This is a genomic window from Bacteroides sp. 43_46 (assembly GCF_001915455.1).
Classification (GTDB): domain Bacteria; phylum Bacteroidota; class Bacteroidia; order Bacteroidales; family Bacteroidaceae; genus Bacteroides; species Bacteroides caccae.
Genome location: NZ_MNQN01000108.1, coordinates 1 through 19,578 on the forward strand (window position 1 = coordinate 1; position 19,578 = coordinate 19,578).

11 protein-coding genes and 1 pseudogene are annotated in these 19,578 nt (G+C 39.1%); 1 reads left to right on the forward strand and 11 read right to left on the reverse strand.

Annotated elements, in window-relative coordinates; genetic code table 11:
* Positions 1-177: 177 nt before the first annotated feature.
* From nspC to BHV72_RS10140, 8 genes are all read right to left on the reverse strand, one after another.
* Positions 178-1,317, reverse strand: a complete 1,140-nt coding sequence (gene nspC / locus BHV72_RS10105) for a carboxynorspermidine decarboxylase (RefSeq protein ID WP_286855707.1) — start codon at positions 1,315-1,317, stop codon at positions 178-180.
* Positions 1,318-2,148: 831 nt separating this feature from the next.
* Positions 2,149-3,447 (reverse strand): HlyD family secretion protein, encoded by a 1,299-nt coding sequence (locus tag BHV72_RS10110; RefSeq protein WP_122364789.1) that lies wholly within the window; start codon positions 3,445-3,447, stop codon positions 2,149-2,151.
* Entirely contained in the window at positions 3,447-5,663 is a 2,217-nt protein-coding gene (locus BHV72_RS10115) for a peptidase domain-containing ABC transporter (RefSeq protein ID WP_286855711.1), read from the reverse strand. The genes BHV72_RS10110 and BHV72_RS10115 overlap by 1 nt, the downstream gene beginning before the upstream one ends.
* 27 nt (positions 5,664-5,690) lie before the next feature.
* A complete protein-coding gene (locus tag BHV72_RS10120) occupies positions 5,691-7,034 on the reverse strand; it encodes a radical SAM/SPASM domain-containing protein (protein WP_122364790.1) in 1,344 nt (447 codons plus the stop codon).
* A gap of 5 nt (positions 7,035-7,039) precedes the next feature.
* Entirely contained in the window at positions 7,040-8,299 is a 1,260-nt protein-coding gene (locus tag BHV72_RS10125; protein WP_122134556.1) for a S41 family peptidase, read from the reverse strand.
* 110 nt (positions 8,300-8,409) lie between these two features.
* Positions 8,410-8,796 carry a hypothetical protein gene (locus BHV72_RS10130; protein ID WP_122134557.1) on the reverse strand — a complete coding sequence of 129 codons (387 nt, stop codon included), beginning with the start codon at positions 8,794-8,796 and terminating at the stop codon, positions 8,410-8,412.
* A gap of 49 nt (positions 8,797-8,845) precedes the next feature.
* Entirely contained in the window at positions 8,846-9,751 is a 906-nt protein-coding gene (locus BHV72_RS10135) for a glycosyltransferase (RefSeq protein ID WP_178666650.1), read from the reverse strand.
* Between the two features lie 4 nt (positions 9,752-9,755).
* Positions 9,756-10,607: a glycosyltransferase family 2 protein gene (locus BHV72_RS10140; RefSeq protein WP_122134559.1), complete on the reverse strand. Its 852-nt coding sequence runs from the start codon at positions 10,605-10,607 to the stop codon at positions 9,756-9,758.
* A gap of 335 nt (positions 10,608-10,942) precedes the next feature.
* On the opposite strand from BHV72_RS10140, the pseudogene BHV72_RS10145 reads away from it, so the two are divergent.
* Positions 10,943-11,500 (forward strand): annotated as a pseudogene (locus BHV72_RS10145) (NAD(P)H-dependent oxidoreductase).
* A 50-nt stretch (positions 11,501-11,550) separates the two neighbouring features.
* On the opposite strand, the gene BHV72_RS10150 reads toward BHV72_RS10145, so the two are convergent.
* The 3 genes from BHV72_RS10150 to BHV72_RS10160 all read right to left on the reverse strand — a co-directional run bounded on the left by BHV72_RS10150 (position 11,551) and on the right by BHV72_RS10160 (position 19,562).
* A complete protein-coding gene (locus BHV72_RS10150; protein ID WP_286855716.1) occupies positions 11,551-14,796 on the reverse strand; it encodes an efflux RND transporter permease subunit in 3,246 nt (1,081 codons plus the stop codon).
* Between the two features lie 102 nt (positions 14,797-14,898).
* A complete protein-coding gene (locus BHV72_RS10155) occupies positions 14,899-16,458 on the reverse strand; it encodes a TolC family protein (protein WP_022043296.1) in 1,560 nt (519 codons plus the stop codon).
* Between the two features lie 17 nt (positions 16,459-16,475).
* Entirely contained in the window at positions 16,476-19,562 is a 3,087-nt protein-coding gene (locus BHV72_RS10160; RefSeq protein ID WP_005676133.1) for an efflux RND transporter permease subunit, read from the reverse strand.
* Positions 19,563-19,578 lie beyond the last annotated feature (16 nt).

The window sequence follows — 19,578 nt, forward strand, 5'->3', positions numbered from 1 at the left end:
TCGAACTCGCGACCCTAACCTTGGCAAGGTTATGCTCTACCAACTGAGCTATTTCCGCATTTTTTCGTTTGCGGTTGCAAAGGTAGGGATTTTCCGTAAACCTGCAAACATTCTGCACACTTTTTTTCACAGAAATCTCTGCACTTTGCCTCCACCGCCAAACAATCTTTTTGATTATCAACTCATTCGGTCACGATAATCTTCATAAGAAAATTGCTTGTATATTTCAGCCTTCCCTTCTTTCGTCCACAAAGCAATGGCAGGATGATGAATTCCGTTAAACATATTCGTCTTTACCATGGTGTAATGAATCATATCTTCAAACACGATCCGTTCTCCGATTTGCAGTTCATGATCGAAACTCCACAGCCCCATATAGTCACCGCTCAAACAGGAGTTTCCTCCTAAACGATAAATATATTTTCCTTCATTTCCCATTTCCGCACCGCGAACGGCAGGCTGATAAGGCATTTCCAGACAGTCGGGCATGTGGCAGGTGAAGCTGACATTCAATATGGCAGTTTTAATACCACGGCTTTCTACAATATCCACGACTTCAGAAGTCAGCACACCCGTCTGCCAGGTAAAGGCCGAACCGGGTTCAAGAATAATACGTAAATGAGGATAACGGGCTTTCAGTCCCTGCAATAATTGTATCAGATGTTCCGTATCATAATCTTTACGTGTCATCAGATGTCCGCCGCCCAGATTCAACCATTTCAGTTGCGGAAACCAACGGGAAAACTTTTCTTCGAGATGTTCCAACGTTCGTTCCAACTCAAAAGAAGAAGACTCGCAATGGCAATGGCAATGAAAGCCTTCGATACCTTGTGGCAACGTATCCGGCAATAAATCGGCAGTAATTCCGAAACGCGTACCGGGAGCGCAAGGATTGTAAAGTTCCGTTTCTACCTCCGAATATTCAGGGTTCACACGGATACCACAAGAGATACCACCTCCTTTTGCTACGGTCATCGGATAGAAACGTTCGAACTGTGCCATAGAATTAAAAGTAATATGGCTACTGCAACGCATGATTTCCGGGAAATCCTGTTCTGTATATGCAGGTGAATAAGTATGTGCCTTACTTCCGAACTCTTCCAGCGCCAAACGTGCCTCATAGACCGAGCTTGCTGTAGAATGGTCTATGTATTCACGGAATATAGGGAAAGAGCGCCACATAGCAAACGACTTGAAAGCAAGAATAATCTCCACTCCCGCCCTGTCGGCTACGCTTTTTATCAAACTCAAGTTCTTTCTTAAAAGTTCTTCTTCCATGATGTAGCAGGGAGAAGGAAACTGGGTAAAATCTATCATAATCTATTGTATTATCTTAAAATAACGCCTTATGGACGTGGCTGCAAAAATACAAATTCAAGAACAAAGAGAGATTGTTTTATTTTTAATTAAGATATTTATTTTGCGTATTGGGCGTGACGGCGTACATTCATTCGTGATACAGTTCTAAACTAAATATTACATAGCAAAAAAATATCTATCATACTATCATTTATTTTTATAGTTTTCTTATTATCAGTATTATATGCATGATAGATAACTTATAAAAAAGATATCTATCATGCTTTTATTACAAAAAATGTGTATCTATCATATTAATGCTACATCTATTTTAGCGTAGTACCAAGCAAAATTCCCCTTTAAAAGGTATAAATATGTATACTTTATAGGATAATAACCCGTATTCGACAGCTTAATAACCCATTTGGAAAAGTGGTCTTTTTATAGCACACATATGCGGGCTGTATGGCCCACGTCTGTAAACCGTACATCACACGTATGCAGGCTGTACATCACACATACGTGGGCTATAGAATAAGCGTCATTAAAATTGGATTATTGGGCCATGATAGCTAGGTTTATACGGGTTCATTGCAGAAAAAACAAGCTATCTTACACCTATTTTACCTTTATCCCGCTGTGTTATTGATGAGAGATACCCTATTTTTGCAGTAAAAGTATGATATATACCTTTCTTATAAGTTATCTATCATAGATACAATATTGATAATGAGAAAATTATTAAAATGAATGATAGTAATGATAGATATTTTTTTATTATGTAATATATAGCTCATTTCTCTACTGAAATGAGTAAGTACAAAATAATTTCAAACAGTTTTTATCTTCTTACTTCTTAATATTTACTAATACAGATCGTATAGGATTATATATTCGGTCGAATAAAGTCACATCTTCAGTAATTATTTCCGCTGTCCCCGGCATTTCTTGACTAAACTGTAAATTTTTACCATAATTAGTATATAGTCCATTTGGCAAAGTTACATCAACTAAATAATTCTTCTCATATGGCATCATAGATATAGCTTGTACAGTTCCTTGCACAACACCGAATTCTATATATGGATAGCTATCTAACTTAATATTGACTTTCTGCCCTATTTTAACTTTACCGGATTTTGCTGTCGGCAGTAATAATTTGCCAACTAACTGATTTTCTACAGGAATAATAGTCATTACTTCTTCGCCTGGTGTTACATATTGCCCTATTGACCAATATTTTGAAAAAGACGCTTTGCCATCGTAAGGAGCCACTATAGCAAAAGTTTGAATCCACTGATTTAGCTCAGTACGCATGTTCTTGAAAGCAATTTCCATATCTTTAATTAATAATTTCTCTTTCTCAATCAACTGGTCAGTATTCTCAATTAATGCGTGTGCTAATTGGCTTTTCTGTATTCTGATATTCTCTATCTCTACTTTATTAGTCATCAATGTGACTTTTTTTTGTATTAATAGACTTTTCGCTTGTTCGTATTCAATCATAGTAGCGGCGTTACCAACAAATAAAGTACTGTCTCGCGTAAAAGCTTGCGCCGCAATATCACAATTGGCATTTTCAAGTTCATATTTTTTAAGTAAAGACTGTTCATACGAGTTAGTATGCTGTATTTCTTTCAGTAATGCTTGCTGTTTCTTTTCAAAAGTCTTGAGCCTACAAAAAATGTCATAGGCTTCAATTGCTTTTTGGAGTTCTGAAAAGGAGTTTGTTAAATCGCCAAGTTCTAGATTTTTTTTACTTGCAAAAATGTTTACTTTGTTTTTATATTGTTCTGTACTTATGGAGTCCATCACCAATTTCAACCATAATACATCATCCACATTAGCAGAGTTCTTTATTACGGCAAGAATTTGGTCTTTCTTTACAATATTGTTTTTTTCTACATACATCTTTTCAATAAGTCCCCCACCTTTATTGATTAAATGAGAGGGAGGCAAATTTGTGGTTATATTTATACTGCAACTAATTGTTTCCGGATAATAGAAAAACACACTCCCGACTAATAATATCAATACACTAATGCAAATAATACCAATACCGGTTCGCATGATCCAATTGGGAGACTTTCCTAGTATAGCATCAATCTCAGAAGTCCGAAGTTCTATGTTATTTTCATTTCTTTCCATTATTCCGATAGATTTAGTTGGTTCTTTACTAATGTATAATAGTATCCTTTTTGATTAAGCAATTCTTGATGATTTCCTGTTTCTACAATCTTACCTTTATCTAACACTACAATTTGATCGGCATTTTGTACGGTGCTCAATCGATGCGCAACTACCACCACAGTTCTTCCCTCAAAGAAGCGTTCCAGGTTTCGCATAATTTCAGACTCATTATTTGCATCCAGTGAATTAGTTGCTTCATCGAAGAATATGAAATCTGGACTTTTATAAACGGCACGTGCAATTAGAATGCGTTGCTTTTGTCCCTGGCTAATTCCGCTGCCTTCTTTACCTATTACCGTATTATAGCCGGAAGGCAGTTCCTCTATAAAATCATGAATATTCGCAATAGTCGCGGCATTGTACAATCTTTCTTTGTCTATATCGTCATCCCCAATAGCTATATTCTCAGCCACAGATTCTGAAAACAAATATCCTTCTTGCATAACAATACCACATTTCGACCGCCAAAAACGAGGATTGATATGGGTAAGATCCAAATGTCCGATTTTAACACGACCTTTATCCGGAAGATAATTTCCCATTAACAATTTAATTAATGTTGTCTTACCACTCCCACTAGCCCCCACAATCGCAGTCACTTTATTCTGAGGAATTACCAAATTTATATCCGATAGAACGGGAGTTAATTTCGAGCCTAAATAACTGAAGTTAAGTCCTTCGATTCTTATATTATGGTCTTTCGTCTCCAATTCTGTTATATCATTTTCAGTTATCTGGTCTTCATTAGCTTGAAAATGAACCTCTCCTAAACGTTCCAAACTAATTTTTGCATCTTGATAAGCATGTATAAATCCTATCATATTTTCGATAGGAGCTCTTAGTTGGCCTATTATATAGGAGAGAGACATCATCATACCAAGCGTCATTCGTCCTTCAATAACTTCTTTCGCTGCTATAACGGATAAGATAATGTTTAATGTTTGAGAAATAAAAAAAGCTCCTCCACTTTGTACCTGATCAATAGACACTCCTTTTACTGTGACTTCGAAAAGTTCAGCTTGTATTTTCTCCCACTTACAACGAACTTTATTTTCGCAATTATTCAATTTTATTTCCTGTGCACCTTCTATCAACTGGATAATGTTACTTTGATTCTTGGCAGCTTTCTCAAAACGCTTAAAGTCCAATTGCCTACGCACTCTTAAAAAAAGGAATATCCAGCCCATATAAATAGAATGTCCTATCACAAAGATGACAAGAATTTGCATATTGTAAATAGCAAGTATAATGCTAAACACAATAAAATTGAATAATGAAAAGAAAGTTGCAAGTGAGGAACTTGTGAGAAAACTTTCAATACGCGAATGATCTCCAATGCGCTGCATGATATCTCCGGTTTTTTTTGAATCAAAAAAACGAATAGGCAGTTTCAGTAATTTAAAAATAAAATCAGAGATTAGCGCAACGTTAATTCGCGTATTGATATGTGTAAATATCCAGCTTTGTATGAAACCGACAGACAATTGGCTAGTCGATAATATTAATTGCGTGACTAATATTAGAATAATAAAATTCAAATTGTTATTTAATACACCCACATCTATCATCGACTGTGTCAAGAATGGAAATATCAATTGGAACACTAGCCCCAACAGCATTCCCATTACAATCTGCACAAACATCTTTTTGTGAGGACGAAGGTAATTTAAGAAGAATAAAATACTCTGCTTTTTAGTTTCATCATTAATGCCTTTGTCATAAAAATGAATAGAGGGCGTCAGCATTAAAACCATGCCCTTCTCTTTTCCTTTTTCAACAGAGCTAAGCCACCCTTCACAAAATTCTTCGATGCTATACTTCAAACATCCAAATGCCGGATCGGCTACATATATTGTAGCCTTAGGACTATTTCCTGACTTATGAACTTTTATTTTATATACCACTATAAAATGATCTTGCTTCCAATGTACAATACAAGGCAAGATTACCTTATTTGCCAACTTGGAAAAGTCAGTTTTGATGCCCATCGCACGAAAACCAATACGTTCTGCCGCATCACTAATGCCAAGTAAAGTGACTCCGTTACGGTTTGCATAGCAATACTCCCTTAAAGTTTGTAGAGAATGCATTTTACCGTAAAACTTAGCAATCATTTGCAGACAAGCCGGACCGCAATCCATAGAGTCGTGTTGATGATAAAAAGGAAAAGCCATATAAGTCCTTTTAATTAAGTGATTTTATTAACTTAGTGATTCTGTAGCTTGTAGCGATTTCATTTTTTTATCATACAGATTTCGAATAAATGTATCTACATTAACATCAGCTGTGGTTAATGGGCATATAGTATGTAGCAGTTCTTTGGGAGTTTCTAAAAGTTTTTGGGAACAAGGTCCTGTGCACAAAGGCATATGTTTGCAAGCTAAACACATTTCATTTTCAAACGTTGCCTTAGCATACATTTTCCTCATTTTCTCTTGCTTCCAAAATATATGTCCATCATCTTGCAGTTCTCCCAACACATACTCATCAGAATATGCCCTTGCCGTGCATTTATATATTTTCCCGTCAAAATTGATTTCCGTATGATAATAACGATCTACATAACATGTATGTCCTTTCAAAACTGATAAATAACTAGTAGGGCTCTCTACATCATATCCCAACTCTTTGCAATAATCAAATATAGCCAATTTATTAAGATTATTACCTTCCTCGTTTCTTTTACTTTCAGTTTGCCATACACGATGGAAACTTGGATTTATTTTATAACGATATTTAATTGGAATCATTTCAAACACCTCTTTCATATTACTTTTCTCCAATGTCTGGGTGTCATAGTTTATTCGTAACGTAATATTTACATCGGGAATATTTTCACATAGACAATAAATACCTTGAAGTATTTGCTTGTAAGATGGTGCTCCGTTCATATTGCGTATTCGATTATGTCTTTTTTCATCGCCATCTAATGTTATCTGGAAATGCTTCATACCCAATTCATTCATTTTTTTAGCCCTTTCTTCTGTTATCAATGAACCATTTGTTGTTGCTTGAGTGAAAAAAGACAATCCATTTTCTGTCATTATATCACGAAGCTGTTCAGATAAAGGAACAATAATCTCGTCAAAATACAATAAAGGTTCACCTCCAAACCAATCAAGGAACAAACCACTGATCCTTTCTTCTTTAATCATCAATTTTACATGCTTTTTAATTTTTTCCATAGTCTCTTCAGACATTTTTCCTGTCACATGATCTTCGTAGCAATACCAACACCTGAAATTACATTCTAATGTAGGATTAAGGACCAAACGATAGGTCTTATCCAAAAAAACTTTCTTGTGATTTATGAGCCGAATAACATCTTTCTGATCCCTTTCTGTATCAGTGATAAATTCCCAATCTACAAACTTCTTGAACATAGAATTATATTCTAATTCAAAAGAAATAAGATCATTGAATTGATTCTGAAGAAACTGATTTTCTTGTTCTGATACAGAGAAAATTTGACCGGAAATGCTATTGAAATAAATTGTCCGATCTCCGTTGTTAACATAATAATTATAAAAGCTTAATTGATACATATCATCTAATATTTTTGGTTATACAATTCTATCATTTTTTTAAGATCATCCAGTGTAAACGTCTCATGGAAACAATCTATACTCCATGGTATATCCGGCGTAACATCTTCAAAATATATATGAGCACTTTTGGCACAAATAAAGGGCAAATTAGTATTCGGCAATTTATATCGGATTAATGGCGAATAAACCTGATTATAATGTCCGGGAGGTTCTCCTACAAATATTCCTCTACGAGATCTTTTCATTAATACATAGAAAAAATATGCAGCCGAATATGTCCAATGCCCAGCTATTACAAACACATTACCACTATAACCTGTTGCCACGTGAGGATAAGTACAATGAGCCGTATTTTTATCAAAAACCACAGGAATTGCAACACTGTCATGCTGCAACTTATTAAACAAAGCAAGAACAGGCCAATCTCCTCCCCCAGTATTCTTCGAAATATCAATAAATAGATATTTATAATCATTAATTTTTTTTTCTACAAAAAGAGTGTCAAGTGTTTTTTGAAATGTCTCAATTAAACCGTCTTCAGCCAAATCAGGTAAACTGAATGAGTTAACTTCGAGATATGCAATTGATTCTTCAGGATAAAATTTATAGTCTAATGGAATGTCAGTGAAAACTTTACCATAATCCGTGTAACGGTCTGAGATACCCATTTCAGTTTTTACTATTTCCTCTCCATTTTTTCCTTGATATACAACTGTATAAGGAGGAGCCAATTTTAATACAGAATATGTCAAGGAAGGGAAACGTCTCCTTAGATTACATAACCGTAACTTTGGATTTTCTTCCGCATTTATGCATTTATATAGTTCGTGAATAATCTTTTGAGCTTCCAACCCATTGATTGATAACACTTTCATACCATTCATAAATATCTCATTATCAGTGACACTGTCAGGATATAAGAAAGAAGCATCTTTGTAAGATAATGGAAAAGAACTTCTGACATCAATATAATCCATACCGGAATGCCCATCCAAACAATGCTGAAGTCTTAACATTGTTTTCCATAAATCAACAACATTCATTGAATCCGTAAGCATACTTCGTGCTTGCTCCACTTCATTGTTGAAATAATCTTCCGAAACGAATGCATATAAATTAGGATGCTTAGTCTTCAAAGTATTTATATAATAATCAAAATCTTTCGTGACATGAGCAAAAGAATAGGTGGGAACTATTCCTTGTGAATACGAAACTTCTACTAAAAGAAAAAGCAAAAAAATAGTATATATATTTTTTTTCATATAACTTAAGGATTATGAGTAAAAGTATAAGCTGACATTACGAAAATTCTATCAGCTTACACTTATAAATAATGTAAACAATTATACGTTATATAATTGTTTCATTCTCCCTATAATAAACTGGCAGGTTTCGCAGTTGGTTTATCTGTGGGAGAATCCGTTGGTTTACTGGTTGGTTTTGTTGAGGGGCCACTACATGGCATAATATTCGTGTTACTTCCATCACCGCAACTACCAATTTTTGTTTCACACGTCTTTACATTTGACTTGCAGTCATCACCAGTTGTATTATTACTACAACCAGAGTATGAACATCCAGGGTTTACAGTACATCCAGGAAATGTACATCCAGGATTAGTTTCACCTGCCCCACCGACCACATGAGACATCGTCATAGAAGTAAGTGTCTCCTCACTAAAAATAGGAGCTACTTCATCGAATTCCATACCCAACTTTTGAACAAGGAGTTCTTTACTCGTCAATTCTTTTTCTTTCATACATTATTATTTTAAATTATTAAACAATAGGTTGCATAGCTATTGCCATTTAGCAACCAGTTATATAGCCATTAATATCCTTGTTCAATATAGTTTTGTAATATTGTTTTAGTTCTTTTATGCTTGTATAGTTTTTAATCAACCACTCTTTAGCTTCCCTAAATTCAGCGGGTGACAGTTTCTCTATTTTACTATATATTGTTTGTTTCAAATCAGTAGGAAAAAGCGTTTCAGCAATCAATAATTTATTGTAGATTCTATAAGTAATTCCGTCTGAGAACGGTAATACTTTTCGATACACATGTCCTATGGCAATTTCCTTGAGTAAGAAACAGCCTCCTCCCTCCATCCATGCTTTCACACTGATATAAGGTTCTTCGTTACCATACATTTTTAACCCTTCCAAACCTCTCAAATATTTCCAATAACTTTTGGAAGTGAAATAAGTAGCTCCTAAAACACATGGAATTTCAATCAATCCTGATTCGGGAGAGATATCTTCGTAAACCCATTCCGGTTCCAAAAGTTTTTCATCATCTGTGAAGTTTATTCTTGCCCCAAACGGTGTTCCTGCTTCAATCTCCCAATTTTCGTTTAGCACTCTTGTTTGACAACAATAAATACTATTCGTTCTTTTTCTCAATTGTTTGATTATAGCATTGCACCAGTCATTTTGATAGAATTGCATATGAGCATCTACCGTGAGTAAATAGGGAGTTTCAATAGCTGATATTCCCATTTCACGACATGCTGCCGGCCCTATTCTTTTGTCATTCTCTATCATTCTTATGCCGAATGATTTTTCCAATTCCATATAAGGGTAATCATCGGTAGAATTATCATTGATTGCAATAATATCTATCGGACACGTTGCAGTTTCCATAATACTTATTAATGTCCGCTTCAGATTTTCTCCTTCATTCATAAAAGGAATTACAATGCTAAGTTCTTTCATCCTTTTATACATTTATGATTTTTCTATCACGTAGTTTATCTATAATTTCATAAATAGCTCGTACATATGTTTCCGGAGTCAACATATTGTGCATATTCAGAAAGTTCCATGAAGGTAAAAACTTCTCTACTACTTCTCTACCTAAAGACGAATTTTGTTCTATTTTACTCACAAACCATTCTATTGCCTCCTGCCTTACAATAAGTGAACCGTTTTTCTGTTCCGAATGATGTTGAGTGCTGACTTGTGCTCTATGACATCTATATTGTAGTAATGTTTGAGGTATGTTAGCGAATTTTCCACCAGCTTTGGCTATGTCTACCCACAACTTATAATCTTCACAATAAATATAGTCATCGGAATAACGAAGATTATTTTTATCTATAAATTCCTTCTTTATGCAACTGGTTCCATGCACAACCGGAGAACCCCACAAGAAAAAACTAGTTATTTCCCTATGCGTCAATGGATACCATGTGATCATTTCGTTGATATTTCCAAACATTTCAATATACCCCCCACATACATCTATCTCAGGATAAGCTCGTATAAAATCTAATTGGCTTGACAAACGATTGGAAGGCATTATATCATCGGAATCGAAATGCGCAATATATTCTCCTGAAGAGACCTCTAATCCCAGGTTCAAAGTAGCGATATAATCATGCGGAGCACTAATGAATTTGATTCGAGGATCAGAGTAAGACATTATAATCTCTTTGCTCTTGTCTGTCGACCCATCATCAATGATTAAAAAATCAAAGTCTTTATAATCTTGTTTTAAGACACTTTCAATTGCCTCGTTTAAGTATGCTTCAGTATTATATACTGGCATAAATACCGTGAATGCTTTCATGTTCGTATAGGTTGGTAAGCAAATAGCTTATCCATATAAAATGAGTATTGTCGTTATTTCATTGTGCTTATGTCACACATTATTTTTTGTAAAGGAAGAAATAAAATACGACATTACCCAACTGATTGGGTAAATATTTGTTAATATTAAAAATAAAGTATTCTACCTTTATATTTTCATGTTTTTCAACATATTATAGATAAAAGGAAACATAAAAATTGTCATTTACATAGCTAAATATATTCCTATATAATTGTATACATTGAACTTTTTCTTATTTTTGGACCTTATTATATAAGACGTGTAATTGTTTCATCCCAAATACTTGACTGATTATGAATAAAGACTTAAGAAAAGTAGTGATTCTGCTGGCACACCCCAACATCAAAGGATCACAGGCAAACAAAGCATTAATCGATGCTGTCAGTGACATTGAAGGAGTGGCGGTGTTCAACCTTTACGAACTGTCAGAGGACATTGCTTTCAATGTGGACGAATGGAGTAAAATCATCTCCGACGCTTCGGCCGTTATCTACCAGTTTCCTTTCTACTGGATGTCTGCCCCGTCATTACTAAAAAAATGGCAGGACGAAGTGTTCACTCACTTGTCCAAGACTCCGGCTGTCGCGGGCAAACCGTTAATGATAGTAACGACCACCGGCTCCGAATACGATGCTTATCGTAGTGGCGGACGAAACCGATTCACAACCGATGAACTTCTACGTCCGTATCAAGGCAGTGCTATTCATTCGGGTATGGCGTAGCAGACACCTATTGTCGTTTACGGAATGGGAACTGCAGATGCAGGAAAAAATATTGCCGAAGGAGCGAATTCATATAAGCAACGGATAGAAATGCTTATCAATAGCAGTAACGCAGGGAATAATTGGTAAAACAATAAAAAGCGTAGCTTTATCCGTCCTAAAGCTACGCTTTAGCATCCCTAAAGCACTGCTTTAGACCTCGTAAACCACTTCTTCTTCAGCGTCAATACCGGCAGGAAAATAAAAACTCCAATTACCGACATAACCAATCCCCCAATCGTACCTGCCGCCAACGGAAACCAGAAACCTTCTTTCTCCGCACCTATCATGAAAGGAATAAATCCCAGAATAGTGGAAACCACCGTCAGGAAAATAGGAATCACTTTCGTGTTCCAGGCTTTCACGTATGCCCGGAGCGGCGAGAGACACGGGTAACGTTTACGAATAGAATTATATTCGTTCAGGATATAGATACTAGCATTTACTGTGATACCGCAAAGCAGAACAAAAGAAGCAAAACCTCCCTGATCAAAATTCAGTTTGAACCAGTAGAATGTAAGAAACACTCCGATATAAGACACCGGAATCACAAAAATAATCGCTAACGGCTGTTTCAAAGAATTGAACAGAATACTCGTAATAAAGAAAATGATAGCAATCACAATAAGCAACAGACGATATTGCTTATTGTCCTTTCCTCCCCACGACCAGTTATTGTCCTCCGATTTGGCAGTATATCCCATTGGAAGAATCTCATTAAATTCCTCCAGATCTTTCTTCAACAGCTTATGCCCCTGTTCCGAAGAACCGATATACTCATATTGCAGGCACAGCCGGTACTGCTGATTTTCCTTGGCTACTTCCTGCGGCATCTGCCCTTTTTCCACTGTTGCCAGTTCCGACAGTTTATATTCTTTTCCGCCTGCCGGAAAAGGATAATACTGCATTGCCCACACATCCCTTTCTTCCGACTGGCGGGAAGACAATTTTATTTTTTCCGTACCTTCTTCCGTCGTCACCGAACCAATCTCCATATTCCGTCCATATATCGGTCGAATAGCGGAAAACAATCTTCCGGCTCCGATATTTTCCTCCGCCATTCGGAGCTTGTCCAGACTGAAATAAAATTCCATATAATCATCCTTCCACCACGAGAAGTCGGAACCGATCGTCACTTCCTTGATGCGGCGGTGAGACAAGAACTTCTCTTTCAGTTGTTCCGCCCGGTCATACAGTTCGTCATAATTATACCCATACATTTTCACCCGGAATGAACCCGCACTCTCACGCACATTATTACTGAATCCTTGGTCCTGCAATCCGTAAATACTCCAATCTCCTCCCCCCAATTGAAGTGCCTTGTTTATCATATTAGCTTTCAGCGTATACGGGAAACCGCTCTTTTGGTGCTCTTTCGTGAAATAAATATGAATAGATGCCCTGCGTGCACTTTCCACAGACGTCTGGAACTGCTTGATTTCTTTAAATTCGCTCAAGTAAGTTTCCATTCGCTTAATCAACGTATTCATCTGCTCCAGCGTACTCCCATTCGGCAAATTGGCATTGGCATGAAGCACCACTTCTTCATTACGCGTAAAATAACTTCCTTCATATACTTTCTGTACAAAAAGTCTTAAAGCTCCTCCCAATGCTTTATCCACTACCGGTTTTACCTTCTCTTTATACGTAGAAGCACCCAGTGTCTTATTATAAAATTCCGCCCATTTATCTTCCCCCTTCATCTTTTCCGGCAACAGAAATACCGGTAATCCGAAAGCCAGCAACAATAAAATGCAGACCGCCACCCTCCACCGGCAAAGAATCCGTATTAGCCAACTGTAAAAACGGCTGAAATATATCGGAAAACGATGCATTTTAGAACGTATCCACATAAAGAAACGTATATTTCCCGACTTCCACTTCGCACCTGAAAGCGAAGATTTTTTCCTCCGCTTCAATCCGGTTTTGTCGATCAGGGAAGGAACAAAAAACAGGGCAACCAGCAGTGATACCCCAAGATTAATAATCACTACCGCAGCAAAATCCTGCAAGTTCAGGCGTATCTTCTCATCGAGGAAAAAGATAATGACCAAAGCCCCCATTGTAGTCAACGTAGCCGCCAGTACGGACATAAAAGCCTTCCGGTTTCCACGCCGCAGATAATGGTCGCTCATCACAATCGTATTGTCAATCACCAGATTTAGAGAAACCGTGATACCTGCCAGAGAATACAACTGCATTTCAAGTCCGAATGCATAATAGAAGATAACGGCTATCGCTACATTAACTGCCAGACTGGTTACAATCAGAAACAAATACTTCGGACTAAAAGTAATCAATAGCACAAACAGAAGCAGAATCGCTACCGTCACCCCCGTTCGCAGATAAATCTTCCCCAGTTCTTCCTGAATAAACTCCGTTGCATCATAGCTGGTATGAATCTCGTATCCCGCCGGAAGAAGTAACCGGATATCATCCATATATGCTTTCACTTCCTTGCTCAATGCCAACTGATTGGCCGTTTCCTCCGCCACGACAGACAGATAGATAGAGTTCAGACCGTTAATTCGGTAGTAACTTTGCGGCTGTTCCTCCACACGGGAAACTTTTACCAATTCATTCAGACCAATGATTTTGCCATCTTTCATCTTCACCTGTATCCGTTCCGCATCAAAGTCCCGGTTATTATATTCGGGAACCAGCGCCAGACGGATCCATTGCCTGCCCGAACTCCCCTGTTCCATATCGTATGTACCCAGAAACTCTTTCTGGTAATGCAACCGGACAGCCTGACGGATATCATCCGTACTTATCCCAAGCGTATGTAACTGTTCGGAGTCATATTCCAACCGCCATTCCATTGGAGTAGCCCCGCCAAGATTAATCTTATAAATTCCCGGAAGTTGTGCCAAACGTGTCTTTATATGTTCTTCCGCATACTGTTGTATCAGAATGGGAATAGCAGGCGCATTAATCGTAAATGCCATAAAAGGGCCCTGGTTGTTCTGCCCCGGACTCTGCATCTGAATATACGGATAGCTCACCCCGTCCGGCAGTTCCGGCCATGTCTGACGAATGATGGTGGACGCTTCAAAACGTGCAACTGCAACATCCACATGTTTATCCAGATTCACGCTGATACTGCCCCACCCGTTTCCTGAAGTAGAATAGATACCCCGAATCCCTTTCACGCGGGCAAGCATCGCCTCCAGTTTGCTGGTAGCTGTCATTTCCACCACGCGTGCCGAAGTGCCGGGCATACTGAAACGCACCGTGAAGCCGGGTAATGTCCGTGAGGGGTTCAGTTTGACCGGAAGCAACGGCACAAGCGCCAGCCCGACCAATGCCACGCAGACAAAAGCCACAATCAGGGTGAAAGCGGAAGCCTTCGAGGACTTTTTTATTTCAAGATTTATATTTTGCATTACCATTATTTATGTAAATAGAAATCTCTGTCATATAAGCGACAGCATCTCTGTTTATGACGGACTTAATGGAGATACTACCGAGAATAAACGCCGCAATTATCATTTGATCAGCTTGCCTCCGTTAAAATCGAACCTGTCCGAAAGTGAAAGTTTTGTAGCAAAATCAAACAACGTAAGCCGTCGTATCTTGTAATAATTCAACCAGTAATTCTGCAAAGCAGAGATAAAGTTACGCTGTGCCTGCTGCTGCCTGTTCAGAGAAAGAGTCAGGCTGTTTATATCCGCTTTGCCGATGATAAAACGCTGCTTTGTCTCATTATAAGCGAGTATGGACAAATCCAAAGCTTCTTCCGCACTGGCAATCAATTGTTGCTGGATATTAAAATCACTCACTGTCATTATCACTTCCTCCTCAATACTTATCTCGTCCTGGCGTGCCGAAATCTTCACCACATTCAAGTTATTCCGTGCCATATTATACTTTCCTTTGCGGACGCCCCAGTCCAGCAACGGAATAGAGACACTGACCGCCACCAAATCCTGCTGCATGGGCTTATGATAGACATCCCCGAAATTGTCCGCCACCTGATTAAAACCGATACTGGCATTCACACTTGCATTAAAGCGCGACTCCTTTTTAGTCTTATCCACATTACGCTCCGCTTCCAGCACATTCTGTTTCAATTCCAACAATTGCGGGTTGTTGCTCCTTCCCCACCTCAAAGCCTCATCTATCGGAATCTCCAGCATTCCCGGACGGGAAGGAAGTTCCAGCTCGATCTGCGTATTCTTATCCAGATTGAGAAAAGAAGCCAATGAGAACATAGCCCGCTTCAAATCGCTTGCTTTATTCTGCAATGTGTTCTGCGCATTCACCCGATCCAGCTTCAGAGTCAACAGGTCGGCTTGCGAGATAGCTGCGATCCGGTGCCGTTGTTGCCCGATGCGGTACAACGTATCCGTAGAAGCCAGATTTTCTTTTGCCAGGTTATATTCCGCTTGTGCCATAGCCAGAGAGAAGAAATAACTCGTTGCCGTTTCCGAAACTTTCTCCACATTATAAAGAAATTCCTTTTTCACACGTTCATATTTCAAAGGCTCTATCTTCCGTTCCCATTTGAATGGATTATACCCCACCAAACTTTGCGAATACCCAATCCTTATCGGGACACTGGTCAGCTGTGTCGCACTATTATCCCCGAAATTACGCATATAGGCAAGATTCGATTCCAGATAAAATGTACCTCCGGTCAGGTCAAGATTCTGCCGGACACTTAACCCTCCATAAGCATAATAAGACTGTTGCGTACGGTACACATCCAAATCCTGTCCCGAATCGTAACGTTTCGTAATATCCCGGTTATATTGCGCCGGAGTAAGATCCAGCGTCAGGCTGGGCAGGCGGTTTGCCTTATATGTCCTGTACTCCCAATAACCGGACAAGTACATATTCTGTGTACGGAATGACTCCAATGAACTGTCATTGGCAAGAGCGATTGTCCGGTTCAAATCCAGTACCAGACGTTTCTGTGCATGAAGCAGGGATTCACCACAGAGGACACCAAGAATACAGAGAAATGCCCATATCCTTTTCTTTGCTGAAAAGAATAACTTTGTCTCCTCCGTGGTAAAATTTAATAATCCATTCATAACTCTCATATTTGAACTATTCGTTATTACTTGCTACTTATTTCTTCTTTCTTTCTGTAAATAAACCAGTAAAGCAATGGTATGATGAACAGACTCACTGCCGTACCGACCGACATTGTCCCTATCATGGCGATAGACAATGGTTTCTGTAATTCCGAACCCATATCCGATGAAAACAGTAACGGCACCATTGCAAAGATAGTAGTCAGCGAAGTCATGATAATCGGGCGCAAACGCCTGCGTCCTGCTTCATGGATAGCCTCCAACAACGGAACACCCGCTTTGCGCAGTTCATTGATAGCGTCCAGTTTCAGGATAGAGTCATTGATTACAATACCACAGGTGACAATAAGTCCGATAGCAGACATCAGATTCAGTGTATGCCCGCAAAGCCAAAGCAGTAATAACGCAAAGGCCACATCTATCGGTATCTCCGCCAGAACAAGCAAAGGTTGCAGGAAACTTTCAAACTGCGAGGCAAGAATAAAGTACATCAGCAACAACGAAATAAACAGGATTACCACCAGCTCGTCCAACATCTCCCTGTTGGAAAAGAAACTTCCGGAGAAGCCTGTATCCCATTCTTTCGTTTCCTCCGCTACCTGCTTCACTTCCCGCATCAACTTGTCCCCGTTCTGCACGTCATAAAAATTAAAGGGGACATATTCACCATTACGCCCCGAAGTAATACTTTTCAGATCCTCAGCAGGAGCTATCGTAACCAGCTCCCGAAGAGGGATATATTCTATGTTTCCTTTATTATCCGGTTCAGTCTGTATCAACGTCTCCTGCAATATTTCATTCACAGTCTTTTCGCTGCCGGCAACGCTGATCGGAAGATATTGTTGGTAAGAATGCAACATTGTCACACTATTCTCACGAAAAGCAGTTTTCAAGATACGGTAGAGCTCATTATAGGAAACACGGTAAAGCAACAGTTTCTCTTTGCTAATACTTAGATTCAGTTGATTCTCGAAAGCGATACCCGTAGGGGCGATTCCCGTCTTCCGTGCCAAGTCCTTCTCCACGCGCCGGATGGTTTCCGCTTCCGGTGCCTTTGCCTTATTACGGGTATAAAACTCGGCTATGATATCCGGTTCGCCTGTGACAAAGAGTTTCTCAAACACAGTCTCCGGCGGAGAGAAAGAAATGACGGAAAGCGGATAACGCTCTTTCAGTCTGCGATAAATTTCTTGCTGTAAAGGAGAAATAGTTTCGGGTGTCTCCGTACGGAAGTAAAGTTCAGCCTCGGAAGAAGAAAGCTCCCTTTCACGGTTCAGAAGGAAATCCTGCCTGCCAATGGACGCCGTGTGCTCGGCTACCGGTTCTTCCAGTTCTTTAAAAAGTTCGTCCACACGCCTCCTGTTTTCATCCACATGAATATTCTCATTCCACTCAATCCTGGCAATCAATTCATTCTCCTCAATATCGGGCATGCGCTGCTTGTCGATAAAGAAAAAGAAAAATACACAAAGCGGAATGGAAATAGCACAGAACAAAACACTGAACGTTTTATGACTGAATACCCAGTCCACCCCCGCATCATAAAAACGATCTAATGTATGATCTTTTATCGGGTTATTGAATTTAAAGGAAAGCCACTTCCATTTCCGGGTATGAATACCGGTCCGGTAGACCAGCAGATAAAGTACGGGAAGCAACATGATACCCGTAAAATAAGAAACCATAAGTCCCACTGTAACTGAAAAAGCCTGATCGTAAAAGATAGCTCCGGCAATACCACTCATAAAAATCAACGGTGCAAACACGGCAATGGTCGTTAAGGAGGAACTCAACATGGGAGTCACCACTTCGCTTGTTCCCGTGATACAGGCACGGCGCAACGAATATCCCCGTTCCCGGTATTGCGATATATTCTCAGTTACAATAATCGAACTGTCAATCATCATACCCAATGCCAGAATCAATCCGGCGAGTGAAATGATATTCAGGGACATATTGCACAGATAGAAGAAAACGAAACTGATTACGATAGAAACCACCATGCTAAGTCCGATAACCAACGGAGATTTTACATCCCCCAGAAACAAGACCGCTACCAGGCAGATAAAGAGAAAACCTAAAGACAGATTCTGTTGCAGATTCGAAATTGTGTAGTCCAGCAATTCCGTCTGATTACGGCTGATACTGAAATCAATATCCGGATATACCCGTTGGAAGTACTCCATCGTCTCTACCAGAGATTTCTTCATCTTATCCATATTCTCATCCGCCTGCTTGATAACAGCCAGCGTCACTGCCCTTTTCCCGTTAGATACAGATACCCCTTTTTCTTTTACGGGCACAATATTCACCCGGCAGAAATCCTTTAACTGCACAATCCGGTCTCCTTTACGCAGATAAATATTTTCTACATCTTCTGCAGTACGCAGGAGGGTGGAAAACTTTATGTTATATTCATAATATCCGTCACGTACCGTCATACTACCCGGTTCCACATTATTGGCAGCCAGAGTCGATTCTATATCCTCAATAGAAATTCCCAACATGGAGAGCATATCCTCATCGGGCACAATCTGCACCTGACGTTCCACCAATCCGGTCACATCTACCATAGCCACTTCTTCAAGCTGCTCTATCCTACGTTTAATGACCGATTCCGCAAATTCACACAGATCCAGAAAGGACTGTTGTCCCGTAATGCTATAAGCACTGTCATTCTTCAAAGTCAGATTCAGGTAAAAAACAGGTATATCCGTTGCGCTCGCCTTAATGACTTTCGGACGTTCCGTTTCCTTCGGGAGATAGTTCATTGCAGCGTCTATCTTTTCATTGACCTCGATAAAGGCCAGGTCCGTATTAGTACCGAAATCAAAAGACAAGCGGATAATACCGGCGCCGTCTCTAGACTCACTGTGAATATCTTTCAATGTAGAAACCTGTATCAACTGGCTGCGCAAAGGTTTCACAATCGTATTTTCCAGTTCGCGGGCGGATGTATTGGCAGCAGACACCTGTATAGTGATCTCCGGAATAGCGATATTCGGAAGCAGAGATATCGGAAGTGTAGAATAAGTCACCAGCCCGATTATAAAACAAGCGGTGAAAGCCATCAGCACGGCAATAGGACGCTGGATTAAAAATTTTATCATGCTTTTCTCTGTATTT

Bases quoted from the DNA above. Each gene is read 5' to 3' on its own strand.
- nspC (WP_286855707.1), bottom strand. From the start codon at position 1,317: ATGATAGATTTTACCCAGTTTCCTTCTCCCTGCTACATCATGGAAGAA.
- BHV72_RS10110 (WP_122364789.1), bottom strand. From the start codon at position 3,447: ATGGAAAGAAATGAAAATAACATAGAACTTCGGACTTCTGAGATTGAT.
- BHV72_RS10115 (WP_286855711.1), bottom strand. From the start codon at position 5,663: ATGGCTTTTCCTTTTTATCATCAACACGACTCTATGGATTGCGGTCCG.
- BHV72_RS10120 (WP_122364790.1), bottom strand. From the start codon at position 7,034: ATGTATCAATTAAGCTTTTATAATTATTATGTTAACAACGGAGATCGG.
- BHV72_RS10125 (WP_122134556.1), bottom strand. From the start codon at position 8,299: ATGAAAAAAAATATATATACTATTTTTTTGCTTTTTCTTTTAGTAGAA.
- BHV72_RS10130 (WP_122134557.1), bottom strand. From the start codon at position 8,796: ATGAAAGAAAAAGAATTGACGAGTAAAGAACTCCTTGTTCAAAAGTTG.
- BHV72_RS10135 (WP_178666650.1), bottom strand. From the start codon at position 9,751: ATGAAAGAACTTAGCATTGTAATTCCTTTTATGAATGAAGGAGAAAAT.
- BHV72_RS10140 (WP_122134559.1), bottom strand. From the start codon at position 10,607: ATGAAAGCATTCACGGTATTTATGCCAGTATATAATACTGAAGCATAC.
- BHV72_RS10150 (WP_286855716.1), bottom strand. From the start codon at position 14,796: ATGCAAAATATAAATCTTGAAATAAAAAAGTCCTCGAAGGCTTCCGCT.
- BHV72_RS10155 (WP_022043296.1), bottom strand. From the start codon at position 16,458: ATGAGAGTTATGAATGGATTATTAAATTTTACCACGGAGGAGACAAAG.
- BHV72_RS10160 (WP_005676133.1), bottom strand. From the start codon at position 19,562: ATGATAAAATTTTTAATCCAGCGTCCTATTGCCGTGCTGATGGCTTTC.